General features: G+C 40.9%; 27 protein-coding genes. 21 read left to right on the top strand and 6 right to left on the bottom strand.

Features of this window, described 5'->3' with window-relative positions; translation table 11 throughout:
- Positions 1 to 876 precede the first annotated feature (876 nt).
- Entirely contained in the window at positions 877 to 1,092 is a 216-nt protein-coding gene (locus ACVX3R_RS08585; RefSeq protein ID WP_000492029.1) for a hypothetical protein, read from the top strand.
- A 273-nt stretch (positions 1,093 to 1,365) separates the two neighbouring features.
- Here ACVX3R_RS08585 and ACVX3R_RS08580 read toward each other — a convergent pair whose 3' ends face one another.
- Together ACVX3R_RS08580 and cibA are read right to left on the bottom strand one after the other, a co-directional pair.
- Positions 1,366 to 1,509 (bottom strand): hypothetical protein, encoded by a 144-nt coding sequence (locus tag ACVX3R_RS08580; RefSeq protein WP_000589673.1) that lies wholly within the window; start codon positions 1,507 to 1,509, stop codon positions 1,366 to 1,368.
- Position 1,510: 1 nt separating this feature from the next.
- Positions 1,511 to 1,693 (bottom strand): fratricide two-peptide bacteriocin subunit CibA, encoded by a 183-nt coding sequence (gene cibA / locus ACVX3R_RS08575; protein ID WP_000180842.1) that lies wholly within the window; start codon positions 1,691 to 1,693, stop codon positions 1,511 to 1,513.
- Positions 1,694 to 1,883: 190 nt separating this feature from the next.
- On the opposite strand from cibA, the gene tsaB reads away from it, so the two are divergent.
- The 15 genes from tsaB (at position 1,884) to dltD (ending at position 15,916) form a co-directional block, all read left to right on the top strand.
- Positions 1,884 to 2,567 (top strand): tRNA (adenosine(37)-N6)-threonylcarbamoyltransferase complex dimerization subunit type 1 TsaB, encoded by a 684-nt coding sequence (gene tsaB / locus ACVX3R_RS08570; RefSeq protein ID WP_458794883.1) that lies wholly within the window; start codon positions 1,884 to 1,886, stop codon positions 2,565 to 2,567.
- Positions 2,564 to 3,001, top strand: a complete 438-nt coding sequence (gene rimI / locus ACVX3R_RS08565) for a ribosomal protein S18-alanine N-acetyltransferase (protein ID WP_458794882.1) — start codon at positions 2,564 to 2,566, stop codon at positions 2,999 to 3,001. Before tsaB ends, rimI begins: the two co-directional genes overlap by 4 nt.
- Positions 2,991 to 4,001: a tRNA (adenosine(37)-N6)-threonylcarbamoyltransferase complex transferase subunit TsaD gene (tsaD, locus tag ACVX3R_RS08560; RefSeq protein WP_458794881.1), complete on the top strand. Its 1,011-nt coding sequence runs from the start codon at positions 2,991 to 2,993 to the stop codon at positions 3,999 to 4,001. Before rimI ends, tsaD begins: the two co-directional genes overlap by 11 nt.
- A 110-nt stretch (positions 4,002 to 4,111) precedes the next feature.
- Positions 4,112 to 4,975, top strand: coding sequence for an Rgg/GadR/MutR family transcriptional regulator (locus ACVX3R_RS08555; RefSeq protein ID WP_458794880.1), 864 nt, complete (start codon positions 4,112 to 4,114; stop codon positions 4,973 to 4,975).
- Between the two features lie 115 nt (positions 4,976 to 5,090).
- Positions 5,091 to 5,756 carry a lysostaphin resistance A-like protein gene (locus ACVX3R_RS08550; RefSeq protein WP_458794879.1) on the top strand — a complete coding sequence of 222 codons (666 nt, stop codon included), beginning with the start codon at positions 5,091 to 5,093 and terminating at the stop codon, positions 5,754 to 5,756.
- 70 nt (positions 5,757 to 5,826) lie between these two features.
- Complete coding sequence (locus ACVX3R_RS08545; protein WP_458794878.1) at positions 5,827 to 7,080, top strand: MFS transporter; 1,254 nt, start codon at positions 5,827 to 5,829, stop codon at positions 7,078 to 7,080.
- A gap of 131 nt (positions 7,081 to 7,211) precedes the next feature.
- Positions 7,212 to 7,907, top strand: a complete 696-nt coding sequence (locus tag ACVX3R_RS08540; RefSeq protein ID WP_458794877.1) for an AzlC family ABC transporter permease — start codon at positions 7,212 to 7,214, stop codon at positions 7,905 to 7,907.
- Positions 7,897 to 8,220: an AzlD domain-containing protein gene (locus ACVX3R_RS08535; RefSeq protein ID WP_458794876.1), complete on the top strand. Its 324-nt coding sequence runs from the start codon at positions 7,897 to 7,899 to the stop codon at positions 8,218 to 8,220. Before ACVX3R_RS08540 ends, ACVX3R_RS08535 begins: the two co-directional genes overlap by 11 nt.
- Before the next feature lie 102 nt (positions 8,221 to 8,322).
- Positions 8,323 to 9,153 carry an amino acid ABC transporter substrate-binding protein gene (locus ACVX3R_RS08530; RefSeq protein ID WP_458794875.1) on the top strand — a complete coding sequence of 277 codons (831 nt, stop codon included), beginning with the start codon at positions 8,323 to 8,325 and terminating at the stop codon, positions 9,151 to 9,153.
- Between the two features lie 154 nt (positions 9,154 to 9,307).
- Positions 9,308 to 10,162, top strand: a complete 855-nt coding sequence (locus ACVX3R_RS08525; protein ID WP_458794874.1) for a MetQ/NlpA family ABC transporter substrate-binding protein — start codon at positions 9,308 to 9,310, stop codon at positions 10,160 to 10,162.
- Positions 10,163 to 10,260: 98 nt separating this feature from the next.
- On the top strand, positions 10,261 to 11,634 hold the full coding sequence (locus tag ACVX3R_RS08520) for a M20 family metallopeptidase (protein ID WP_458794873.1): 1,374 nt from the start codon (positions 10,261 to 10,263) through the stop codon (positions 11,632 to 11,634).
- Positions 11,627 to 12,688: a methionine ABC transporter ATP-binding protein gene (locus ACVX3R_RS08515; RefSeq protein WP_371590117.1), complete on the top strand. Its 1,062-nt coding sequence runs from the start codon at positions 11,627 to 11,629 to the stop codon at positions 12,686 to 12,688. The genes ACVX3R_RS08520 and ACVX3R_RS08515 overlap by 8 nt, the downstream gene beginning before the upstream one ends.
- Before the next feature lies 1 nt (position 12,689).
- Positions 12,690 to 13,382: a methionine ABC transporter permease gene (locus ACVX3R_RS08510; RefSeq protein ID WP_000444640.1), complete on the top strand. Its 693-nt coding sequence runs from the start codon at positions 12,690 to 12,692 to the stop codon at positions 13,380 to 13,382.
- A gap of 159 nt (positions 13,383 to 13,541) precedes the next feature.
- A complete protein-coding gene (gene dltB, locus ACVX3R_RS08505) occupies positions 13,542 to 14,696 on the top strand; it encodes a D-alanyl-lipoteichoic acid biosynthesis protein DltB (RefSeq protein ID WP_458794872.1) in 1,155 nt (384 codons plus the stop codon).
- Between the two features lie 47 nt (positions 14,697 to 14,743).
- Positions 14,744 to 15,916 (top strand): D-alanyl-lipoteichoic acid biosynthesis protein DltD, encoded by a 1,173-nt coding sequence (gene dltD, locus ACVX3R_RS08500; RefSeq protein ID WP_458794871.1) that lies wholly within the window; start codon positions 14,744 to 14,746, stop codon positions 15,914 to 15,916.
- Between the two features lie 174 nt (positions 15,917 to 16,090).
- On the opposite strand, the gene ACVX3R_RS08495 is transcribed toward dltD, so the two are convergent.
- Entirely contained in the window at positions 16,091 to 16,660 is a 570-nt protein-coding gene (locus ACVX3R_RS08495) for an MptD family putative ECF transporter S component (protein WP_458794870.1), read from the bottom strand.
- A 133-nt stretch (positions 16,661 to 16,793) separates the two neighbouring features.
- Between ACVX3R_RS08495 and ACVX3R_RS08490 the strand changes: the two genes are divergently transcribed.
- The 5 genes from ACVX3R_RS08490 (at position 16,794) to nrdI (ending at position 21,493) form a co-directional block, all read left to right on the top strand.
- Positions 16,794 to 17,408, top strand: a complete 615-nt coding sequence (locus ACVX3R_RS08490; RefSeq protein ID WP_458794869.1) for a YesL family protein — start codon at positions 16,794 to 16,796, stop codon at positions 17,406 to 17,408.
- A complete protein-coding gene (locus ACVX3R_RS08485) occupies positions 17,386 to 19,056 on the top strand; it encodes a sensor histidine kinase (protein ID WP_458795686.1) in 1,671 nt (556 codons plus the stop codon). The genes ACVX3R_RS08490 and ACVX3R_RS08485 overlap by 23 nt, the downstream gene beginning before the upstream one ends.
- Before the next feature lie 11 nt (positions 19,057 to 19,067).
- Positions 19,068 to 20,354, top strand: a complete 1,287-nt coding sequence (locus ACVX3R_RS08480) for a response regulator transcription factor (protein WP_458794868.1) — start codon at positions 19,068 to 19,070, stop codon at positions 20,352 to 20,354.
- A gap of 58 nt (positions 20,355 to 20,412) precedes the next feature.
- Positions 20,413 to 20,946: an ABC transporter permease gene (locus ACVX3R_RS08475; protein ID WP_458794867.1), complete on the top strand. Its 534-nt coding sequence runs from the start codon at positions 20,413 to 20,415 to the stop codon at positions 20,944 to 20,946.
- A 76-nt stretch (positions 20,947 to 21,022) separates the two neighbouring features.
- Positions 21,023 to 21,493: a class Ib ribonucleoside-diphosphate reductase assembly flavoprotein NrdI gene (gene nrdI / locus ACVX3R_RS08470; RefSeq protein ID WP_458794866.1), complete on the top strand. Its 471-nt coding sequence runs from the start codon at positions 21,023 to 21,025 to the stop codon at positions 21,491 to 21,493.
- A gap of 81 nt (positions 21,494 to 21,574) precedes the next feature.
- On the opposite strand, the gene ACVX3R_RS08465 is transcribed toward nrdI, so the two are convergent.
- The 3 genes from ACVX3R_RS08465 to argS all read right to left on the bottom strand — a co-directional run bounded on the left by ACVX3R_RS08465 (position 21,575) and on the right by argS (position 25,477).
- The gene (locus ACVX3R_RS08465) at positions 21,575 to 22,837 is read right to left on the bottom strand and encodes an NRAMP family divalent metal transporter (protein WP_220106713.1); all 1,263 of its coding nucleotides are present in this window, start codon (positions 22,835 to 22,837) and stop codon (positions 21,575 to 21,577) included.
- Between the two features lie 213 nt (positions 22,838 to 23,050).
- Complete coding sequence (locus tag ACVX3R_RS08460; protein WP_458794865.1) at positions 23,051 to 23,296, bottom strand: MarR family transcriptional regulator; 246 nt, start codon at positions 23,294 to 23,296, stop codon at positions 23,051 to 23,053.
- A gap of 489 nt (positions 23,297 to 23,785) precedes the next feature.
- The gene (gene argS / locus ACVX3R_RS08455; protein ID WP_458794864.1) at positions 23,786 to 25,477 is read right to left on the bottom strand and encodes an arginine--tRNA ligase; all 1,692 of its coding nucleotides are present in this window, start codon (positions 25,475 to 25,477) and stop codon (positions 23,786 to 23,788) included.
- Positions 25,478 to 25,612: the final 135 nt, after the last annotated feature.

The raw sequence follows: 25,612 nt of genomic DNA, 5'->3' as shown, positions 1-25,612 counted from the left end.
ATGAAAAATTAGTAAAAGACGGAAATGGAGAAAGTCGTGAGGGAAGGAGGGAGCAAAAAGACAGGTAGGATTTGGTCGGAGAGTACTTAGGTGTTATAATTAAAGGGGAATCTAAAGCGATAGTAGATTTAAGGAAAAACATAGTTCTAGTTTCATTAATCGTTAGAGTAGATGGTTGGGAAAAATGATATCTTTGAAAAAAGAAAAAGCTCTTGAGAAATCTCAAGAGCAACCAAAAAGGCTGAGACAAAATTAAGGGATTTTTCTGAGCAAGCTCAAGGGGCAGCACCATTACCTGAAGTGATTGAATCACAACCTTTGAAAGACTTGTCACCAAGTCAGACCAAATCTCAACCTTTACCCTATTTTATCATCTATGAGGCTAAGAAGTCAATCTATAAGTATAACGATGTAGAAATAGCATGGAGTGGAGTGTTTACTAAAGAGGCAAAGAAAAGCCCTTAATCTAAGAGTAAGCAAAAAGAGAGGACCAATGGTAGTCAGGGGTCTTTACAGCTCAAAGCTGAAGGCAGTCCCACACCCGTACCAGAAGTTGGTACCTTTGAACGCTCTGTCACCAGTCGCCCTACGTTATCCTCTCAATATTTATATTTTACTATAACTTACTGAAGGAATCAACTTTAAAAGCACCAAAAAACCCTTGACCGAAGTCAAGAGCCATCTAACACTGGGGGCGAATTGTTCAATCGCAATTTCAGTTCTTTAGAAACCAAAGTTTCAGGGATAGCACTGCAACCAGAGGAGTCAACGACTCAACCTGATTTTCCTACCAATGTTTTGTTCTATCTTAACATTGACATACCAACATTGTCAACAGTTTATATAAAAATAGGAATACCAAAAGGAGGATTAAGAATGTTTAGTTTGTTTGAATTTGCAGTAGGGGTTCGCCTCTTGATGTTTGTAGTCTTTGTAGCTTGTGTCTATGGGGGGAATGCCCTGTTTGTGCATCTGGAACACCGCAAAACAAAGTTCCTTTGGAAGCTTGCTTTTGTGACGCTCTATTCAATTTTTCTCCTCCTGGTCACCTATGTTGTCTGGCTCGTTTTCTACTTTGGTTTAAATGCCTAAAGTCAATTATTCCTCTAGATATACAGAAAATCCACCTCGTCTTGGTAGAGGGGGCGGATTTTTCTATTTTCAGGTGATATCCTTATGTTTACGATGATGATTTCTTGCATCGCAAATCGAGTTGAAACATAAAAAGAAAACAATGCAAACCGATAAATCAACTGGTAAGGAGATCCTAGTTATGTTTAAATCATTTAGAAGATAGAGCAGGCTATAGCCGAAGAAGAGAAAAAAGTTTACCCTTCTAAAAATGTAATTTTTATCTAGCATGACTTATCCAAACTTCTTACGAAGATCTTTCCCGATAGTGTAAGCAGCCATAAATAAAGCTATACCAACACCTACGCCAAAACCACCCTTAATTCCTTGCAATTCTTTATTAGAAATTGCACAATACTTATCTAAACCTTTAATCATACTAACCTCCTAAAAAATAACCAGCTGCCAAACCAGAACCTACAAGTGCTGTTCCACCTGCAATAGCTTTCCAAGATACTGCTACTCCAAAGATAACTAAGGGAGCGAGACCACCATCAATATCTGATAATTCGTTTTCAGATAACGATAAAAATTGATTGTCAAGAACGTCAAAATTTGTCATTGAACTTTCCTCCTTTTTTCTTGTTCACTTATATATTCGGAAAAGATAGGAAAAATGTAAATTTTTTTTGAATTTTTGTACCGTCTTCTTTGTCTAAGTGACAGGCTTCTTTTGTTTCAAAACACAGAAAATTCCCATGCGCTGGCTTTTGTAGTATAATAGTAAACAGACAAAAAGATAGGAATGTGTTATGAAAGTATTAGCTTTTGATACGTCCAGCAAGGCTCTGTCTCTCGCTATTTTGGAGGACAAGCAGATTCTTGCTGAGACGACGATTAATATTAAGAAAAATCACAGTATTACCCTCATGCCTGCCATCGATTTTTTGATGGCAAGTTTGGATTGGACCCCCAAGGATTTGTACCGAATCGTCGTGGCTGAAGGGCCAGGTAGCTACACAGGCTTGCGAATTGCGGTAGCAACTGCCAAGACACTGGCTCATACCCTGAACATTGAGTTAGTTGGCATGTCGAGTCTTTTGGCTCTGGTACCACGCCAACAAGAAGGCTTACTTGTTCCCCTGATGGATGCGCGTCGCAACAATGTTTACGCAGGATTTTATGAAAATGCCAAACCTGTCATGCCAGAAGCGCACCTGTCCTTTGCAGAAGTGCTAGAAAAAGTCAAGGATGCTGAACAGGTGACCTTTGTTGGAGAAGTTGGTTCCTTTGTGGAGCAGATCCAAGAACAGCTACCACAAGCTAACTACCAAGAGACCTTGCCAAATGCAGCTAATCTTGCTCTTTGGGCATGGGATAAGGAAGCAGACTCCTTGCACGACTTTGTGCCGAATTACCTCAAGCGTGTTGAGGCTGAGGAAAACTGGCTCAAGAACCACACCGAGTCTGGCGAGTCTTACATTAAACGCCTATGATAGAAATCAAAAGAATCCAAAGACAGCCTGACCTGGCTCAATCTATCTATGCCGTCATGGCAGCTGTTTACCCAGTCAGCCCGTGGACTTTGGAGCAAATCCAAGCAGACCTGTCCCAAGACCAAACTTGGTACGCTCTGGCTTATGATGGGACAGAAGTGATTGGCTTTCTAGCCGTGCAGGAGAATCTCTTTGAAGCAGAAGTCCTGCAAATTGCTGTCAAAGAAGCCTATCAGGGTCAGGGAATTGCGCCAGCCTTGTTTGCTCAATTGCCAGTAGACAAGGAGATTTTTCTAGAAGTCAGAAAGTCAAATCAACGAGCGCAAGCATTTTACAAGAAAGAAAAGATGGCGGTCATCGCTGAGAGAAAGGCCTACTACCATGACCCAGTCGAGGACGCCATCATCATGAAGAGAGAAATAGATGAAGGATAGATATATTTTAGCATTTGAGACATCCTGTGATGAGACCAGTGTCGCCGTACTGAAAAACGACGATGAGCTCTTGTCCAATGTCATTGCTAGTCAAATTGATAGTCACAAACGCTTTGGGGGCGTAGTGCCAGAAGTAGCCAGTCGTCACCATGTCGAGGTCATTACAGCCTGCATCGAGGAGGCGCTAGCAGAAGCAGGAATTACTGAAGAGGACGTAACAGCCGTTGCGGTCACCTATGGGCCAGGATTGGTCGGAGCACTGCTAGTTGGTTTGTCAGCTGCCAAGGCCTTTGCTTGGGCTCACGGCCTTCCGCTTATCCCCGTGAATCACATGGCTGGTCACCTCATGGCGGCTCAGAGCGTTGAGCCTTTGGAGTTTCCCTTGCTAGCTCTCTTGGTTAGCGGTGGGCACACGGAGTTGGTCTATGTTTCTGAGGCTGGGGATTATAAGATTGTTGGGGAAACGCGGGATGATGCAGTTGGTGAGGCCTATGATAAGGTCGGCCGTGTCATGGGTTTGACCTATCCAGCAGGTCGCGAAATTGATGAGCTAGCTCATCAGGGGCAGGATCTTTATGATTTCCCTCGTGCCATGATTAAGGAGGACAATCTAGAGTTTTCATTCTCAGGTTTGAAGTCTGCCTTTATCAATCTTCACCACAATGCCGAGCAAAAGGGAGAGAGCTTGTCCAAGGAAGACCTGTCAGCATCTTTCCAAGCAGCAGTCATGGATATTCTTATGGCCAAAACCAAGAAGGCTTTGGAAAAATATCCTGTTAAAACCCTAGTCGTGGCCGGTGGCGTGGCAGCTAATAAAGGGCTCAGAGAACGCCTAGCAGCTGAAATCACAGATGTCAAGGTCATCATCCCACCCCTGCGCCTTTGTGGAGACAATGCAGGTATGATTGCCTATGCTAGCGTCAGCGAGTGGAATAAAGAAAACTTTGCAGGCTTGGACCTCAACGCCAAACCAAGCCTCGCCTTTGATACGGTGGAATAAAGAGTCAGCTTCGAGCTGGCTTTTTTGCTAAAATATTTTATAATATGTTAAAAAAGTAAAATTTTTTACGAATAGAATAGTAAAGGGAATTTTTAAAGGGGAGTTTGGCCATGATTGAAAAACAGGAATTGGGAGAATTTTACAAGGAATTACGCTTGGCGCGAAAACTCAAGCAGTCAGATGTAGCTTGTGATGGACTGACAGCATCCCAGCTATCCAAGTTTGAATTAGGGCAGTCTATGCTGTCTGCAGATAAACTGATACTAGCTATCCAAGGGATAAATGTGACTTTCGATGAGTTTGGACACAAGCTCAACAACTATCAAGAATCCCCACATATGCGATTTGGTCGAAAGGTTGTGGATCGCTTTGCCCATCAAGATATAGCGGGTTTAGAGCAACTGTTGGAGGAAATCGAGCAGGAACAGATAGCGCAGACCTATCGTCGTTTGAATGCCATCGTGATTAAAAATGCTATCCATTCCTTGGATAAAAGCTATCTGCTCGAAGAGGAGGATCGTGAGTTTTTGACCACCTACCTTTATGCTATCGAGTCTTGGACCTGGTTTGAACTCTATATATTTTGTAACACTATGCCCTTCTTGAGTAATCAAGATCTGATCTTTTTATCAACCTCCTTACTCGAAAAATCCAAGGAATTTAAAGAATTGGCACACAATAGACTGTATATGAAAAGTGGCTATCTGAATATCGCATCAGAGCTCATGGAGTGCAAACTTTTTTCTTATATCCCAATCTTTGAAGCCGAGTTGGAGAGTATGCTCCGACCATACGATGTTTTTGAGAAAGTATCATGGCAGTTTTTAAAGAAGATGAGCATTTTCCTTCAAACTAAGGGAAGCAATCAAAAAGAGATTGAACACTTTATCCAATCTCTGCAAGTATTAGAAAATCCCCAATTAACAGCTCTTTTTGAATTGCGTTTACAGCAATACAAAGAGCTTATCGATTAATCCACTATCGCAAATGAGAGATTTCTATGAGAAAAAATGTCAAATATGCGATTTTCTAAAATGTAGTGATTACCGTGTTATACTATCTTTATTTCATAGTATAGGAGAAAATAGAATGAAAAAGATAATCTCACGCTACTATTTTTTTATAGCCATTCTACTTGTCATTTCTGACCAGTTCTTCATTCGTTTGCTTTTACATAGCGACCTTGCTGCTGGTCTATCTGACTTTGCCTATTATTTGTCGGATATGCTGTTGAATTTTCTTGTGGTTCTGCTTGCTATTATTGTTATGGTTTGGTCAGGGAAATGGCAGAAAATTAACAGTAGAAAATTTAAAGGAATCTATCTTTTCTATTCCTTTTTAGCTCTTCTTGCTTTTGTTATTTGGAATTTCGTCACATTTTATCTTTTCCCATCTACCAAAAATGAAATTTCTTATCAACTCGCCATTCCGACTTTTACAGGAGCAACGGCATTTTTGATGTATTTTTTCTATCCTGTGATTGCAGGTCCCATTTTTGAAGAGATGATTTATCGTGGATTGGTGATGACCGCTCTGGAAAAAGGAAAGAAGTGGGGACTGGATGTGCTTGGTTCAGCTGCTTTGTTTGGAATCTTGCACATTAGTAACAACGGTTGGGTCTTGACAGACTTTTTCGTATATATGGGTGGTGGTCTCATATTTGCAGTCTTATTTAGAGTGACAAAGTCCATTTATTGGCCTATTGGACTGCACATAGTCTACAATGGCATTGGTCAAATTTTACCGTTGCTGTAATTTTAGGTGCTCAATAATATCGGTCTATCCTTGGGGAAAACTTCCCATTTGAATTCAAAAAGGAGTTGCGATGAAAGTATTTATTCAAAATAGAGATTTTAGGCAATTAACCGTCAACCAGTGGATTTCAACGGTTGGGGATACGATTTTTTATCTTGCTTTTTTGAATTATGTGGCAGATGCTTCGTTTGCCCCCTTGGCGATTTTACTCATTACGATTTCAGAGACTGTTCCTCAAGTTCTGCAAATCTTTATGGGAGTTTTGGCTGACTTTCAACACCATCGTGTTTTAAAGTATACGCTTATTAGTTTTGTCAAATTTGTACTTTATTCTATAGTGGCACTTTCGCTTTCAGGGCAGTCCTTTTCCTTATGGCTTGTATTCTTTATTTGTTTGATGAACCTCTTATCGGATACATTGAGTTACTTTTCAGGAGCCATGCTAACTCCTATTTTTATAAGAATCATTGGGAAAGAACATCTGACAGAAGCTATTGGCTTTAAACAATCAACAGTTAGTTTAGTTCGGACAATCAGTAATATTCTAGGAGGGGTTTTACTAGGAATTCTTTCCATTCAGTTCATTTCCTTGCTAAACGCTCTGACCTTTCTGATAGCATTTGTAGGTATTCTCTTTATAAAAAATGATCTTTTGAAAGTTGAAAAAACAATTAGCTATCAAGAAGGTCTTTCTATAAAATCATTTTGCCAGCATTTGTTCCAATCATCAAAATTGATCTGGAATATGGATAGAGTGGTCTTCATTTTATTTATCGTCTCTATCAGCCAAGCTGTGATCGATGTCACTGTTCCTATTTCAACTCTTTTTTTAAGAAACCAACCGTTTTTGAATTTACAAACCGGTCAATCACTCGCTTTGTTATCAACACTAGAATTGTTAGCACTTATTGTCGGAAGTCTTGTGAGTGGCTATCTGAAAAATACGATTTCTATAAAAACAGCTCTATACGCTTCGGTCGTCATCCAGTTACTCCTTCTAGTAGGTTTTGCCACAGTTCATTTTGGCTTGATTCTGCTTTTCAGCTCCTTGGATGCCTTCATCGCAGGGTTACTCTCTCCTAGATTGCAAGAACTCGTCTTTAAACAAATACCTGAGGAGTCAATGGGAGCGGTTCAATCCTCTATTGGTGCTATTACGGTTGTTTTACCAAGTCTATTCACAATTGTTTTCGTAACGATTGCTACAAGTTTTGGGACTCTAGAAGTCAGCTTTATTCTATTGCTATTACTCCTAACCGCATTTGTCATGCTCTTGAATATTCGTGAGAGCATCTGGAGGAGAATTTGTATAATAGGTGTTTGAGACTGGATTGCCAGTCTTTTTATGACGGCCAAAATCAGCTGACTTTTTTCTCTTCTTTGAATATGTTATAATAGTCCTTGCTGTGGCTGTGACCTTGAACAGCCTCAAACGAAGAGAATATGAGGAGAAGGATGAAAGAAAAAGGATTTTGGGAAGGTGTTCAGGCGGCCATGCCGACTGCTCTTGGCTATGTCAGCATTGGCCTGGCTTGTGGGATTATTGGCGCGCCCTATGTGACACCTGCTGAGATGGGCTTGATGAGCCTCTTTGTTTATGCTGGGAGCGCCCAGTTTGCCATGTTGGCACTGATTGCGGTACAAGCGCCTGTGGCAGCTATTGCTATGACGGTCTTTTTGATCAACTTGCGACTCTTTTTGCTGAGCCTGCATGCATCGACTTATTTCCGTCACACTAGTCTCTGGCAAAATATCAGCATGTCCAGTCTCCTGACAGATGAGACCTACGGGGTTTTGATGGGAGAATTGGCCCATACAGACAAGGTCCATCCCATGTGGATGCACGGGAACAATCTCAATAGTTATGTAGCCTGGTTTATTGGGACAGTTGCGGGGACAGCTTTAGGTGGCCTTCTTCCAAATCCTGAGGTCTTTGGATTAGACTTTGCCCTTGTCGGGATGTTTATTGGGATTTTTACTTCGCAATTTCAGATTATGCAAAGACGGGTTCCTGTCCGCAATCTGCTGCGGATCCTAGCCGTTGTTGCGGTGTCCTTCTTTTTGCTCTTGACACTAGTGTCTCAGTCGCTAGCTGTTTTGTTTGCGACCTTGCTGGGTTGTACTATGGGGGTGGTCTTAGATGGTCAGTAAGTATATTTTAATAGCAATCGTCTTTTCTGGATTGGTAACTTGGATTCCCCGTATGATTCCCTTCATCTTGGTTAAGTACAAGGGGTTGCCAGCTATCGTCGAGCGATTTTTGAAGTTTTTGCCTGTCTCCATTATCTTTGCCTTGATCCTTTCAAGCGTGGTGACAGGCAAGGTTGGGAGCCTTCCTCAAATCAAATGGCTGGACTTTTTAGCGGTCTTTCCAACGGCTTGGGTAGCCTTTCGCTACCGCAATCTAGTAGGTACGGTTCTTTTTGGAGTGATCTTGATTGCAGTCTTGCGTCTGGTCTTTTAGTCAGCCATAAGAAAAACCTATCACCGAGATAGAAATCATATAATGGCGAAAAAAAATATTTTCTGTTAAGATAGTACAGTATTCTATTTTGGAGGAAATGACATGAAAAAAATCGTTAAATACTCATCTCTTGCTGCTCTAGGACTTGTTGCCGCAGGTGTACTAGCAGCTTGCTCAGGTGGAGCTAAGAAAGAGGGAGAAGCAGCTAGCAAGAAAGAAATTATTGTTGCAACCAATGGCTCACCAAAACCATTTATCTATGAAGAAAATGGAGAATTGACTGGTTACGAGATTGAAGTGGTTCGCGCTATCTTTAAAGACTCTGACAAGTATGATGTCAAGTTTGAAAAGACAGAGTGGTCAGGAGTTTTTGCAGGTCTTGATGCTGACCGCTACAATATGGCTGTCAACAATCTTAGTTACACCAAAGAACGTGCGGAGAAATATCTCTATGCAGCACCAATTGCACAAAACCCTAATGTTCTTGTAGTGAAGAAAGACGACTCTAGCATCAAGTCTCTCGATGATATCGGTGGAAAATCGACAGAAGTAGTTCAAGCCACTACATCAGCTAAGCAGTTAGAAGCATACAACGCTGAACACACGGACAACCCAACTATCCTTAACTATACTAAGGCAGACTTCCAACAAATCATGGTACGTTTGAGCGATGGTCAATTTGACTACAAGATTTTTGATAAAATCGGTGTTGAAACAGTGATCAAGAACCAAGGTTTGGACAACTTGAAAGTGATTGAACTTCCAAGCGATCAACAACCTTACGTTTACCCACTTCTTGCTAAAGGTCAAGATGAGTTGAAATCATTTGTAGACAAACGTATCCAAGAACTCTACAAAGACGGAACTCTTGAAAAATTGTCTAAACAGTTCTTCGGAGATACTTATCTACCAGCAGAAGCTGACATTAAATAATCGTATGAAATCATCCAGTCTGAGAAAGGCGGATGATTTCTCAATTTTTAGACATATAGTTTCAAACTATATGTCTGCCTATCTAATAACAATTTGCGAAATCAAATAAAGTATGAGATACTATTACGGTATTATTTTTAAAGGAGATATAATCATGAAAATTAAAAAATGGCTCGGTGTAGCAGCTCTTGCTACAGTCGCAGGTTTGACTCTTGCAGCTTGCGGAAATTCAGAAAAGAAAGCAGACAACGAAACAGTTGTCAAAATTGCAACAGTTAACCGTAGCGGTTCTGAAGAAGCGCGTTGGGATAAAATCCAAGAATTGGTTGAAAAAGATGGAATTAAATTGGAATTCACAGAGTTCACAGACTATTCACAACCAAACAAGGCAACTGCTGATGGCGAAGTAGACTTGAATGCTTTCCAACACTACAACTTCTTGAACAACTGGAACAAAGAAAACGGGAAAGACCTTACAGCGATTGCAGATACGTACATCTCACCAATCCGTCTTTACTCAGGTAAAAATGGTGAAGAAAACAAGTACACCAAAGTGGAAGAAATCCCAGATAAGGGTGAAATCGCTGTACCAAACGATGCAACAAACGAAAGCCGTGCGCTTTACTTGCTTCAATCAGCTGGTTTGATCAAATTGGATGTTTCTGGAACTGCTCTTGCAACAGTTGCTAACATCACAGAAAATCCAAAGAACTTGAAGATTACTGAATTGGACGCTAGCCAAACAGCTCGTTCATTGTCATCAGTTGATGCTGCTGTTGTAAACAATACCTTCGTTACAGAAGCAAAATTGGACTACAAGAAAGCACTCTTCAAAGAGCAAGCTGATGAAAACTCAAAACAATGGTACAACATCATCGTTGCGAAAAAAGATTGGGAATCATCACCTAAGGCTGATGCCATCAAGAAAGTGATCGCGGCTTACCACACTGATGAAGTGAAAAAAGTTATCGAAGAAACATCAGACGGTTTGGACCAACCAGTTTGGTAATAAGACACAGGGAGGTGGGAGAGAGTTTCCACCTCTTACTTTTGTATAGAGCATGGATTGTAAAGAAGACTATAGGTTCATAGAAAGGTAGAGAGAATATGGTTTTTCCTAGCGAACAAGAACAGATTGAAAAATTTGAAAGGGATCATGTAGCCCAGCATTATTTTGAGGTTTTGCGTACCTTGATTTCTAAGAAATCGGTCTTTGCCCAACAGGTTGGACTTAAGGAAGTTGCCAACTATCTGGGTGAGATTTTCAAGCGTGTTGGGGCTGAAGTGGAGATTGATGAGACTTATACGGCTCCCTTTGTCATGGCGCATTTCAAGAGTTCGCGTCCGGATGCCAAGACCTTGATTTTCTATAACCACTATGACACCGTGCCAGCGGATGGGGATCAGGTCTGGACAGAGGATCCCTTTACGCTTTCGGTCCGCAATGGTTTCATGTATGGGCGTGGGGTTGATGATGATAAGGGTCATATCACAGCTCGTTTGAGTGCTTTGAGAAAATATATGCAGCATCATGATGACCTGCCTGTCAATATCAGTTTTATCATGGAAGGAGCGGAGGAATCGGCTTCAACAGACCTAGATAAGTATCTGGAAAAACATGCGGACAAACTCCGTGGGGCTGATTTGTTGGTCTGGGAACAGGGAACCAAGAATACCTTGGAGCAGTTAGAAATTTCTGGTGGAAACAAGGGAATTGTGACCTTTGATGCTAAGGTAAGAAGTGCGGATGTGGATATCCACTCGAGTTATGGTGGTGTCGTGGAGTCAGCACCATGGTATCTTATCCAGGCTCTAAGTAGCCTACGTGCTGCAGATGGGCGTATCTTGGTAGAAGGCTTGTACGAGGACGTTCAAGAGCCAAATGAACGAGAACTAGCCTTGGTAGATACCTACGCCCAACGCAATCCAGAGGAAATTAGTCGCATTTATGGCTTGGAATTGCCTCTCTTACAAGAGGATCGTGCAGCCTTCCTAAAACGGTTCTTTTTCGAGCCAGCCCTTAATATCGAAGGGATTCAGTCAGGCTACCAAGGGCTGGGGGTTAAAACGATTTTGCCAGCAGAAGCCAGGGCCAAGCTAGAGGTTCGTTTGGTTCCTGGCCTAGAACCGCATGATGTTCTGGAAAAAATTCGGAAACAGCTAGACAAAAATGGCTTTGATAAGGTAGAATTATACTATACCTTAGGAGAGATGAGTTATCGAAGCGATATGAGCGCGCCAGCCATTCTCAATGTCATCGAGTTAGCCAAGAAATTCTATTCACAGGGCGTTTCAGTCTTGCCAACAACAGCGGGGACAGGGCCTATGCATACGGTCTTTGATGCCCTAGAGGTACCCATGGTGGCCTTCGGTCTAGGAAATGCCAATAGCCGAGACCACGGTGGAGATGAAAATGTGCGAATCGCCGATTACTACACCCATATTGAATTAGTAGAGGAGCTGATTAGAAGCTATGAGTAGAGATATTATCAAGTTAGATCAGATTGATGTGACTTTTCACCAAAAGAAGAGAACCATCACAGCGGTCAAGGATGTGACTATTCACATCCAAGAAGGGGATATCTATGGAATCGTTGGATATTCTGGAGCAGGGAAATCAACCCTTGTACGAGTGATTAACCTCTTGCAAAAGCCATCTGCAGGGAAAATTACTATTGACGACGATGTGATTTTTGATGGCAAGGTTACCCTGACGGCAGAACAGTTGCGTCGTAAGCGTCAAGATATCGGGATGATTTTCCAACACTTCAATCTGATGAGTCAAAAGACAGCAGAGGAAAATGTGGCCTTTGCCCTCAAACACTCTGGACTCAGCAAGGAAGAAAAGAAAGCCAAAGTAGCTAAGTTGTTGGATTTGGTTGGCTTGGCGGATCGTGCTGAAAACTACCCTTCACAACTATCTGGAGGGCAAAAACAGCGTGTGGCCATTGCGCGTGCCTTGGCCAACGATCCAAAAATCTTGATTTCAGACGAGTCAACTTCTGCCCTTGACCCTAAGACAACCAAGCAGATTTTGGCCTTGTTGCAAGATTTGAACCAAAAATTAGGCTTGACTGTTGTCTTGATTACGCATGAAATGCAGATTGTCAAAGACATTGCCAACCGTGTGGCAGTTATGCAGGATGGGCATTTGATTGAAGAAGGCAGTGTCCTTGAAATCTTCTCAGACCCTAAACAACCTTTGACCCAGGACTTTATCTCAACTGCCACAGGTATTGATGAAGCCATGGTCAAGATTGAGAAGCAAGAAATCGTAGAGCATTTATCTGAGAACAGTATCTTGGTGCAGCTCAAGTATGCAGGGGCTTCGACAGACGAACCACTTTTGAATGAATTGTACAAACATTACCAAGTAACAGCTAATATTCTCTATGGAAATATCGAAATTCTCGATGGTACTCCCGTTGGAGAATTGGTTGTGGTCTTGTCAGGGGAAAAAGCAGCGCTAGCAGGTGCTCAAGATGCCATCCGTCAGGCTGGCGTCCAGCTAAAAGTATTGAAGGGAGGACAGTAAGATGGAATCATTGATTCAAACCTATTTACCAAATGTCTATAAAATGGGCTGGGCTGGTCAGGCAGGCTGGGGAACAGCCATCTACCTAACTCTTTATATGACAGTTCTTTCCTTCATCATCGGAGGGTTCTTGGGGTTGGTAGCAGGTCTTTTCCTCGTCTTGACAGCGCCAGGCGGTGTCTTGGAAAATAAGGTTATCTTTTGGATTTTAGACAAGATCACCTCCATTTTCCGTGCGGTTCCTTTCATCATCCTCTTGGCAATCATGTCGCCACTTTCTCACTTGATTGTGAAGACGAGTATCGGGCCAAATGCAGCCCTTGTCCCACTTTCTTTTGCGGTCTTTGCCTTCTTTGCCCGTCAGGTGCAGGTGGTCTTGGCTGAGCTAGATGGTGGTGTCATTGAGGCGGCGCAGGCTAGTGGAGCGACCTTCTGGGACATCGTGGGTGTTTATCTATCAGAAGGTCTTCCAGATTTGATTCGTGTGACGACAGTGACCTTGATTTCCCTTGTTGGGGAAACGGCTATGGCGGGAGCAGTTGGTGCTGGTGGTATCGGTAACGTAGCCATTGCTTATGGATTTAACCGTTACAATCACGATGTGACCATCTTGGCAACCATCATTATCATCTTGATTATCTTTACAATCCAGTTCTTGGGAGATTTCTTGACCAAGAAATTAAGTCATAAATAATGGGAGGAGTTCAACAGGACTCCTTTTTGTTTTCTCACTGAAATGCAAGAAGAGTAAAGCTTCTTTTTAGAAATATGCTATAATAAAGAAAGGTCCCTCAATTAGCAAATCAGAAAGTTTGCTGTCGAAGGGATGATAATGTAAAGGAGTTTGGCTGGTATGAATTATTTCGAGGGGAATGATTTCTTCCTTCTCTTGTTTGTAGTTTTACTGATTGGTTTTGTGGTAAACTTTTTTGAAAAACGTAAGGACTACTATATTTTGACGCTCTCCCTCTTATTTGCAGGAGCTATCTATGGTAAGAGTCGAGCGATGATTGTCTATTTACTCTCCTTTATCGTTTACCAGTATTTTCTGGTTTTTCTGGCACAGAGGATAGAGGCAAAGTGGCTGAAACCACTGGTTTTCCTTTCCATTCTTCCTTTGGTAATCAATAAAGTCTTTGCCCTGACTTCTCTGCATTTGTTGGCCTTTATTGGAATTTCCTATATGTCCTTTAAGACCATTCAGATCATGCTAGAAATATCGGATGGCTTGATCAAAGAAAAAATCAGTGTAAAAGATTACCTACAGTTTTTGCTCTTTTTCCCGACAGTTAGTGCTGGTCCGATTGATCGGAGTAGGAGATTTTTAAAAGAGATAAACGAGGTCATGCCCCGAAAAGAGTATCTAGAGTTAGCAGGGGACGGTGTGTATCGTATCGTTCTAGGCCTTCTTTATAAGGTTGTTTTATCAACCTATGTTTACCAGATGTTACTCGCTCTAAATAATACTGGCACAGTCGTCTATTCAATCAAGTATATGTACCTCTATACCTTGTATCTGTTCTTTGACTTTGCAGGCTATAGTCTAATGGCCGTTGGAAGTAGCAACATTCTAGGTATTCAGACACCGATGAACTTTAACAAACCTTTCTTGAGTGTTGATATCAAGGATTTCTGGACCAGATGGCATATCACCTTGTCGACCTGGTTGAGAGATTTTGTATTTTCAAGAGTATTGATGCAGGTTATCAGGAAAAAATGGTTTAAAAATAGACTACACAATGCAACCCATGCCTATATGGTCAATATGTTGGTCATGGGTTTTTGGCATGGTCTTAGCGTTAGCTACATTGTTTATGGTTTTTACCATGGTGTCTTGATGGCTGGATTTGAAGTGTATCAAAAGAAAAGTAATTTTTATAAGAAAAATAAAAACAAAAACTGGTATAAGCTACTAAGTTGGTTTGTGACCATGCATTTGGTTATGGTTGGTTTCTTTATCTTTTCAGGTGAACCCTATAAAATCTTACTGACGATTTTAAAGAGATAAGAGATTGAAAAGAAATCGGCCAGACCGAAGGGATAGGATAAAACGAGATGATTAAATTAAAAGCATTTTTACTATCGCTTGTGCTCGTAATTGCGACGCTTGCCCTTTTAAATGTGACGTATGTCAAGAAGATTGATGATTATTATAAAGTCAAGGATAACAGTATTCGCTATAGCACCTCGTATGAAAAGTATAAAAGTAGAGATATTTTAACAAGCAATATCACTCCCAATACACTGGTTCTATTGGGGTCATCTGAGTTGGTTGCGACGATAAATGAAGATTATCATCCCAATAAAATTTTTAACTACAACGATTTTAATATCATGCAGATTGGGACCAGTTATTCTCAAAACATCATTCAGGCTACGACCCTGGGTTCTATTGAAGGAGCTATGACTAAGCGAAAGGTAGCTATAGTAGAGTCTGTTCAGTGGTTTGAAAAAGATGGGACCCATCAAGATGCTTTTTTGAATAAAGCTTCCCAAGAACATATTTTCCACATGCTAGATAATGACAAGATTAGTAAAGAAACGAAAGAAAAACTAATCAATCGCATTATCGAGATTACCAAAGGGAACAAGCAACAAAACGACATCTACAAAAAATATAAAAGTTATTTCATAGATGGAAAAGGAACCATTGTTGATAAAAAACTATTAGAGTTTGAGAACGCGATGTATTCTTTTAAGCTCAAACAGACTTTTTATCAAAAACATGCCAAATCAGATTATCCTTCACTAGGAGACAAAACCCCAGACTATGATTGGCAGAAAATGACGAATCAGTTTGTGGAAGAGGTCAAAAAGAAAACAGACAATAATGACTATGCTGTTGATAATAACTACTACAATACCTACTTAAAGGATCGCTATACATCACTGAAGGATTCTAATAAAGATTTGAGCTACCTGGAGTCTCCAGAGTATTCAGATATGGAACTCTTCTTGACAGTTGCTAAGGAATTGGGCATTGAAGTTGAGGTTATTATTTTCCCAGTAAATGGGAAATGGAACGACTACACAGGAGTCTCAAGAGAGATGCGGGAAAAAACTTATAAAAAAATAGAAGATGTCGCAAAAAGTAATGGTGCAACCGTATTAAACTATGGAAACAGAGAGTATGATGATTACTTTTTATTTGACGTGATGCACGTTGGAGTGAAAGGATGGATGGAAGTTGAAAAAGAACTTTACAAATTTGCAAACCAAGCTAACTAACACACATCGTTTAATCTTGTGGACACTATTTTTCTATACGGTTATCTTGAGCATCGTGATTTACTGTTTTGTGACCGATTTTTCGAATATTCAAGAATTTATCTATAGTGAATTCTAAGATTGTATACAAAAAGGCCCTGGAACTAGGCGTTGCTAGTCTTCAGGGCTTTTATGTTACATTTTATCGGCGATTTTTTGACTTAGAAACTGCCCAATGACAGCACCCATTACAGCACCAAGGAGAATACTTGCGACAAAGAGAAGGATTTTGTCTGGCTCTGGAGCGACCATGATACGGTCAATGTATTCCTGGGATTTACCACGAGCGAGTAGAGTTGCTTCATAAGCTTTGGGACTAATCCACATGAGGAGGATGGGACCACTTGTGCTGAAAGCAAAGACGAGGAAGGAGAGGGTGTTTTTGATTCGATCTTTATAGTTGCCGAGACGAGCGATGGCATCTGCTACAAGACCACAGGCGAGTCCTGGGAGAAAGGCACCAGCGCCATGCTTGCTAGCTAGGAAGAAAAGTGCCATAAAAAGTCCTAGAGTTGTAATAGCGCCAAAACGAGGGACCTTCGTCAAAAGAAACATGTAGACACTGCCACCGACAAGGGCAGAAAAGGCAGGTGCGTAGAACATATTGCCTGTCTGGTCGACTAGGTGTCCTAGGAAGACTCCAATCCCCACACAGAGAAAGTAGAGGACGGCGGCTAAGAGGGTGGTTAAGATATTTTTCTTCATGAGAATCTCCTTGATGCAAACTAATAAAACCAATTGTATCACGCTTTTTGAAGATTGTAAATGGGAACTCTATATTTTTGAAAACGCTTGAAATATGATATAATGATTACATTGTTAGTTTAAGGAGAGTAACATGGGAAAATTTCTAGAATTCGTCTTTAATCGTATCTTTTTGGGAATGATTGCGACGACTTATTTCTGGCTATTAACACTAGCAGGAGGAGTGATCTTTGGTTTGGCACCAGCTAGTGCCACCCTTATGAGTTTGTATGCGGAGCACGGTTATACCTATCGAGCTTATAGTTTGAAAGAAGCTTGGGAACTATATAAGAGTAACTTTGTCAAGAGCAACCTAGCTTTCTATAGTTTTGTATTTGTAGATTTAGTGTTAGTTTATGGTTTGTATCTTCTAGTTCAATTGCCCCACCAGACGCTTTTCCACCTCTTGGCGACCTTTCTCAATGTCCTTGTAGTTGCTTTTGTCTTTCTAGCCTATACTGTTTCCTTGAAACTTCAGGTGTACTTTGATTTATCCTACCAAAACACTTTGAAACTGTCCCTTATCGGGATTTTCATGAGCTTACCAGCGATTGCCAAGGTTTTACTCGGGACGACTCTCCTTGTAGGAGTTGGTTATTATATGCCTGCCTTGCTCTTTTTTGTAGGAATTGGGATGTGGCATTTCTTTATCAGTGATATGTTGGAACCTATTTATGAAAGTATCCATGAAAAATTGGCGACAAAATAAAATGAAGCCGTTCTGGCTCCACTCGCTATTGCGCATCTATACCTTGGTGATGATTGTCATCATTGCAAGCTTTGCGGTCATGCTCTCCTACGCTGACTGGAGTTCCCGTGAAAAAGAAGCCCAACGAGTAGCTCAACGTGTGACGACTCGGACAGTAAGTGAAGTGGAATATTATCACAGAGAGTCAACCCAACTCGCTCAGTCTTTGGTTGAAAATCAAGCCCGAATTGAAGGGATTTACAAGTATTTTAGTCTGAGTACATCGGATTATTTTTACTGGCTGTTGCAACGTAAAGCGTCTCCCTATGTCTCAGTATCCTTGTATGAAAACATTGATGATTTGTATGTAAGAAATGACTTTGTGACAGGTGTTGCAATTGTTTTGCAAGACTACAAGGAAGTCTACGTTTCTACTAGAGAGAAACGTAGTGGGGAGAAAATTCTTGCTGAGGATTTCAAACCAGCAGCCAATAGTTTTGCCATACCAGTACTTGATCCTAACTCCGATCAGTCTCTAGGTGTTATCTACATTTCTTTATCGCAGGATGTACTTTACCAAGCAATTGATAATACTCGCGGTCTGATTCCTGTGACCGTGACGATCACCTCCCCTTTTGATACTGAATTGTTTCATATAGGGGAAAATGTAGTAGCTGAACGGGAAAATTGGATTGTTGGTTTGACATCACATGGCTATCAAGTCCAATCAGCAGTTCCAAAGAATTTTGTTCTTACTGGGACTTTAACTAGTTCCGCTGTCATTGTTGGTTTGAGTGTTCTCTTTATTATTATTTTATATGTGACCTTGAGGCAGACCTTCTCCAATTACCAAAGGCAGGTTGTGGATTTGGTGGAGTCTATCGAGGTTATTGCCCAAGGAGAAGAGGGACTTCGGATCGATACTTCTGAAAAAGATCAAGAATTGCTCCTCATCGCAGAAACCACCAATGATATGTTGGATCGACTGGAAAAAAATATCCATGATATCTATCAGCTAGAGCTCAGTCAGAAAGATGCCAATATGCGGGCCTTACAAGCTCAAATCAATCCTCACTTCATGTACAATACCTTAGAGTTTCTGCGCATGTATGCCGTCATGGAAAGCCAAGATGAACTGGCGGATATTATCTATGAATTTAGCAGTTTACTACGCAATAATATCTCCGACGAGCGGGAAACGACGCTGAAGCAAGAATTAGAATTTTGTCGCAAATACAGCTATCTCTGTATGGTGCGTTATCCAAAGTCAGTTGCCTATGGTTTTAAGATTGCACCCGAATTAGAAAATATGAAGATTCCCAAGTTTACGCTCCAACCATTGGTAGAAAACTACTTTGCTCATGGTATTGATTACAGGCGGATAGACAATGTGATCAGTATCAAGGTTTTAAAGGGCCAAGGTTTTGTTGAAATCTTAGTAGTAGACAATGGTCGCGGGATGACTGCTGAGAAATTAGCTAGCTTGCAAGAGAAATTAGCTCAGAGAAGTTTTGAACACGAGGCAAGCTATAGTGGAGAGCGACAATCAATTGGAATAGTGAATGTACACGAACGCTTTGTCCTCTATTTTGGGGATCGCTACCAAATCAGTGTAGAGTCAGCTGAGCAAGAAGGTGTTCGTTACCGTATTACTATTCAAAATGAATAGAAAGGGTAGAAATGTATAAAGTTTTATTAGTAGACGATGAGTACATGGTGACAGAGGGGCTCAAGCGATTAATCCCCTTTGAAAAATGGGGTATGCAAGTCGTCGCAACAGCAAGTCACGCAGATGATGCATTGGACTATGTCAAGGAAAATCCAGTAGATGTGATCATTTCCGATGTCAACATGCCAGATAAGACCGGACTTGAGATGATTAAGGAAATGAAGGAGCTGCTTCCAGATACCTATTATATCTTGCTGTCAGGTTATCAGGAATTTGACTACGTCAAAAAAGCAATGAATCTTAGTGTTGTGGATTATCTGGTGAAGCCAGTGGATAAGGTGGAATTGAGTCATCTATTAGAAAAAATTGCGAGACAGCTTCAAGAAAAGGTGGAGCAAAGTCAGACCCTCAGTCAAGAATTGGATGAGGCAGGATTTACCAACTTCTTAGCGAGTAAAGACAGCTGGTGGATAGGTCTTTCAAAGGAAAAACAAGGATCTTTCACTATTCCTTACTATGTTTTGGGACAAGATTGGCAGATTTTCATCTCTGATCAACCACTAGATGGCATCGTCGTAACCCCATTTGAAGCACCCTACCAGCAGTCCTTTGAGAATTGGAAGATCAATGCTGAAAAAGCTCTCTTCTACGGTTCAGTTAATCTAGAAAAATCCGAGAGTTTGTTTGCTTATTACGAGCCGATTTATCGGGTGATTATCCAAGGGAATATCAATCAAATCATCGAAGAATTAACCCTGCTAGAGAAGGTCGTCTTGGAGAACACTCCGCGCGTAGCCATAACGAAGCAACTTTTCACCCAGTTTGTCATGGATGTCTTTCATTTGTTTGAACACCTAAAAGCAGATGATATGACCGAGATTGTCAAAGCTATCCATGCCATTAACTCCTTTGAAGAATTGGTTGCCTATATCAAAGAAACCTTGACCAAGTTCTTTGGCCAGTACCGCATGAATGAAAATGTGGTGAGCGTTCTGGAGGTGATTGGGCGTGATTATCAGAAAGAGCTCTCGCTTAAGGATATCAGCAAGGATCTCTTTATCAATCCTGTCTATCTCGGTCAGCTAATCAAGAGAGAAACCAATTCAACCTTTGCGGAATTGCTCAATAAACAGCGAATTAAGGCGGCGCAGCAACTCTTACTTTCGACCAGTGATAGCATCGAAGATATTTGCTATGCAGTTGGCTACAGTAATGTTGGATATTTCTACAAGGTTTTCCGTAAATTGTGCGGAAAATCACCGAAAGCTTATCGGAAACAAGTTGAAACCAGCTTGTAAAAGTTGTATTCCTGTACAAAAAATGCTATAATGTTCAAAATATCTTATGGAGGAAAACATGAAAAAGAATCCTATTTATCTTTGGGTTTTGTTAGTCCTATCAGCCCTCATTTCGGCTATGTCATTATTTGGAATCTTGAGTCCATTGCCAAGTAAAGATACTCTTCGTGCTAGCCTGGCGAATAGCGGGACGCTCACTGCCCAGCAATTAGAAGACACGATCAACTATACTTACAAAGTGTCAGAATCCTCTCACTCTATTTTTAATATGTTGTTGATTGTTTTATCTGCAATTTTAGTTGTAGTAGCCTTTGTATTTCTCGTACGTAAAAACGTGCAACTTGCAAACTATACTTATATTGGCTATGTTTTACTAGCTATTGTTGGTTTGGTTTATAGCTATATGAACGTTCAAGATGCAGTTCAATTAATCAAAGATACTACCCTCGGCTTAGGAATGGGAGCATTAGCAAAAGGGACAAATATTTTGTTCATAATCATCAATGTTCTCTTTTTAGCCTTAGTCTTTTACAAGATGTGGCGCCAGCAAAAGGATTTGGCCGAAGAAGTCGAAGCAGAAGAAGTTGCCTAAGTATTGACAAAAAAGAACTATCAAGTTACAATCTTGGTAGTTCTTTTTAAATCGTAAACAAAAAATCGAGGTCAACATGAAAAAAATATCCTTAGTATATATCAGTCTGAGTGGGAATACAGAGAGTTTTGTAACTCGACTCAAGGACTATCTCTTGTCCCAGTACGAAGGGATTGAGGTCCAAAAAATCCATATCAAGGATTTGGTCAAGGAAGGCCAAGAATTCTTTGAAATGAAGCATTCCTATGTCGCTTTCTTGCCGACCTATCTGGAAGGTGGAAATGGTGTCGATAACGGCAATGTTGAGATTCTTACGACTCCAGTGGGGGATTTTATCGCTTATGGAGACAATGCTAGTAAGTGTTTTGGGGTAGTGGGATCTGGCAATCGCAATTTTAACAATCAATACTGCCTGACAGCCAAGCAGTATAGCCAGCGTTTTGGCTTCCCGGTCCTAGCAGACTTTGAAATGCGTGGTATGCTGGGAGATATTAAAAAGGTCGCAGCGATTATTGCGGATTTGTATGAGTTAGAGACAGAAAAATAAAGTAGTACTGAGGGGCAGTTGAGATTTTCAACTGCTTTTTGTGTATACAAAAAGCACCCCTTAAGGGTGCCATTTTATAAACTATCCTGCTTTTCCGATGGCAAGTGCATAGATAAAGAAGATAGCGAAGCCAAAGAGGAAAATCAATCCTGCGATAGCGAGGAGTTTTAGCCAAGAAGGAAGATTTTTATTTTCACGTGTCACCAATACATAGTTCAAAAGCGCGAAGAATGGTGTTGTCAGGAAAGAACCGATCATGGCGAAGCGAAGCATGGTTGAAACTTGACCAGCAAAGAACTTGATGATGACGATACCGATAATAGCTGTGAGGGTCATCCAGATGTTCAAAGATTTGCTATCATCCTCTTTTTGACTTAACAAGAGTCGTAGGGAAACTTGATTAACGCGGGAATAGCCATCGATAACAGTAATGACTGTTCCAAAGATACAGAGAAAGGCGATGAAGGTGATCAAATAACGGGACCATTCTCCAAGAACAGAGGCATACATACCCACGAATTGAGAGATGTATTTGGCTGAAGCGGCTTCAACTGCTTGTCCTGTAGGATACTGAATGAGTGCTCCGAGTGCTACAAAGAATACAGCCAGGATAGCAGTTCCAATGTAACCAACGTTAAAGTCGAAAAGAGCATCCTCTGTATTAAAGTTGACGGTCTTTTTCTTTTCAGCAGACCAGAGTGAGTTGATGGCTGAAATTTCAATAGGGGCAGGCATCCATCCTAGGAGGGAAACGATAAAAGGGAGGGCTGCCATTTGCCAAGGTGTCTTCTCGACAAAATCAGAGCTGTATTCTGGGTGCTTAATTGCTGCAATGATAACTGCAAGAACAGTTGCAATAGTCAAAGCTGACATGATCCATTTTGCCATACCATCCAACAGTTTGTAGCCACCAAAGAGTAGCATGGCCCAAATGACTGCAACAAGGATGAGGGACCATTGAGTGATGCTAAGACCGATCATTGGAAAAGCGCTAGCGATGATGGCTGAGCAAAGGATAGCAACCCCGGCTGTGTTGACCATAGCAGAAAAGACATTGAGGATAAAGAAAATCCAGAGATAGAACTTGCCTTTTTCAGCATAGCCTTCGACCAAGGTTTTACCAGTATCGGCAGTATATTCTGCACCAAAACGGAAAAATGGATATTTAAAAACATTGGCCAAGATAACCAAGAGGAGTAGTGACCAACCATAAGAACCACCAGCTTGAGTGGAGGATACGATGTGAGAACCTCCAACGGCGGCAGAAGCCATTAGGATACCTGGCCCCATTGCCTTTAGTTTGCTTGTCCAGGTTGACTGGCTTGATAAAGTAACTTGTGACATAATAGACGCTCCCGTTTTTGAATTTTCAGAATAATCTGAATAGGTAGCTTCTATTTTACAAAAAACTTAAAAGAAATGCAAGAATATTTTGAAAAAAGTTGGAAAATCCTGAAAAATTCACAAAAATCATATAAGAATAACTGTGGCTGTTTCAAGGGGATGATGTTGACTAGGGCGAATAAAAATCCGAGAAGAAAACTTCTCGGATTTTGGTCATTTTAATTGATCTGTGATGTCTTTTGATAGCAATATTCCCAGATGGTAAGTTTTATTGATATGTGCAATGACATCATTGATGTTGTCAGTCGTGTGAATTTTCTCTTTGATGTCAGCCTTAAATATTTCATCCTTCAAGAGTTGCTCTTGGTAGAGCTTTTGAAGTCTTTCCTTCTCGTACTTATTGAGCAGAAAAAGGAAAACCAAGCTAATTATAACGAGGATATAAGCATATTGGCTCATAAGAAATCTCCCATATGATAAAGAAATAGTAAAAGTGAATAAATTGTTTCATTGAATAGCTGCAACGCCGAACAAAATATAAATGTTATTTTGCCTCAATCTTTCAGATTGCTTTCAAGTAATTTAAAAGATTAGAACCTAAATCAAACTAAATCGATGTTATTTAGTTTGATAAGTTAGTGAAGCGCCAAGCCAAATCCTTGATAGGATTTGGCGTTAGTTACTTATACTCTTCGAAAATCAAATTCAAACCACGTCAGCGTCGCCTTACCGTACTCAAGTACAGCCTGCGGCTAGATTCCTAGTTTGCTCTTTGATTTTCATTGAGTATTAGATTGCTTTACAATAAAGTGATTAAAAGATTACGACATGAGCCTAACCAAATCGATATTATTTGGTTAGGTGAATTAGTGAAGCGTTTAGGCAATTCGCCATATAGCGATTGCCGTCAAGAGACTAGGAGCTTTAGTTCCAGTCTCTTGTAACGATTTACATCTTCTCAGGCGCTTCTACTCCGAGCAAACGAAGAGCTTCTTTGAGAACGACTGCAGTTGCGTAGCTGAGGGCTAGACGGCTGTTCCGTTCTGGGCTTTCATCCAAGATGCGTGTATGTGCATAATATTTGTTAAAGGCTTGAGCCAAACTAATCGCAAATTTCGCAATGATAGAAGGTTCAAAGTTATCTGCTGCACGATTGATAATACGCGGGAAGTCTTGGAGTAGTTTAATGATTTCCCAGCTTTCAGCATCATTCAGGCTGTAGTTGCCAGCTGTATCTGGTTTGAAATCGGCTTTGCGCAAGATAGATTGGATACGAGCGTAGGCGTATTGAACGTAAGGTCCAGTTTCTCCTTCAAAGGATACCATAGCTTCAAGGCCGAAGTCGTATCCATTTGTACGGTCGGTCTTAAGATCATAGAACTTGATAGCCCCAACTCCAACAGCGTGGGCAACCTGGTCTTTATTTTCTAACTCAGGATTTTTCGCTTCGATTTGGGCTTTGGCACGACTAACAGCTTCTGCAATAGTCGGCTCTAGTAAGATGACATTTCCTTTACGAGTAGAGAGTTTTTTCCCTTCTTTTGTTACCAATCCAAACGGAACATGGACAATGTCTTGGCTCCAACCGTAGCCCATCTCTTGTAGTACTGCCTTGAGTTGTTTGAAGTGGGCAGATTGCTCTTGACCAACAACATAGATGGATTTTGCAAATTGGTATTCGTTTTTACGGTAGAGGGCTGCAGCCAAGTCACGTGTGATATAGAGAGTTGCACCGTCAGATTTTTTGATAAGGGCTGGATGTTCAATTCCATATTTCTCAAGATTGACAACTTGGGCTCCCTCTGACTCAACAAGAAGTCCTTTTTCAGCGAGAATGTCTACAACAGCATCCATCTTATCATTGTAAAAGGCTTCTCCGTTGTAGCTGTCAAATTCGACTTGCAATTCATTGTAAAGGCGGTTGAATTCCACTAAACTTTCATCACGGAACCATTGCCAGAGAGCGAGGGCTTCCTCATCTCCATTTTCCAGTTTACGGAACCATTCGCGTGCTTCTTCGTCCAAGCTAGGATCTTTTTCAGCTTCAGCATTGATGCGAACGTAGAGTTTAAGAAGTTCATCGATTGGATGCGCTTTAACGGCTTCCTCATTTCCCCATTTCTTGTAGGCAACGATCAGCATTCCAAACTGTTTGCCCCAGTCTCCTAGGTGGTTGACCTTGACCGTTTGATAGCCGATTTTTTGGAAAATATGTGACAAGCTATCCCCGATAACGGTTGAACGCAAGTGCCCAATAGAGAATGGTTTTGCGATATTGGGACTAGACATATCGATAACGACATTTTCTTGCTTACCAATGGTTTGGTCGGCATAGTGCTCTTTTTCAGTGATAACATCCTGCAATACTTGAGCCGAAATAGCAGATTTATCAAGGAAAAAGTTGACGTAAGGTCCAGTAGCAACAACCTTTTCAAAGGCTTGACTATTGATTTTTTCAGCAATATCTGCTGCAATCATTTGAGGAGCTTTACGCTCGACCTTTGCTAGAGAAAAGGCAGGGAAGGCGATGTCTCCCATTTCTGAGTTTTTAGGTGTTTCCAGTAAATTTAAAATAGCCTCTTGATCCAGGCTATCAATGACGCTAGCCAACTCGCTAGCAATCAATTCTTTTGTATTCATAAGGGCTCCTTTTGGGCTTTTTTACTATTTTAACACAATTTACTACATTTTTTGAGAAAGAAAAGAATTTTTTTGAATTCTCTATTTTTTTTGGTATAATGTAGTTATAAAATAAATGTAAAATTTGTTATAAAT

It is taken from the genome of Streptococcus sp. 517s (genome assembly GCF_054445985.1).
This window is presented reverse-complemented; position numbering and strand designations above follow the sequence as displayed.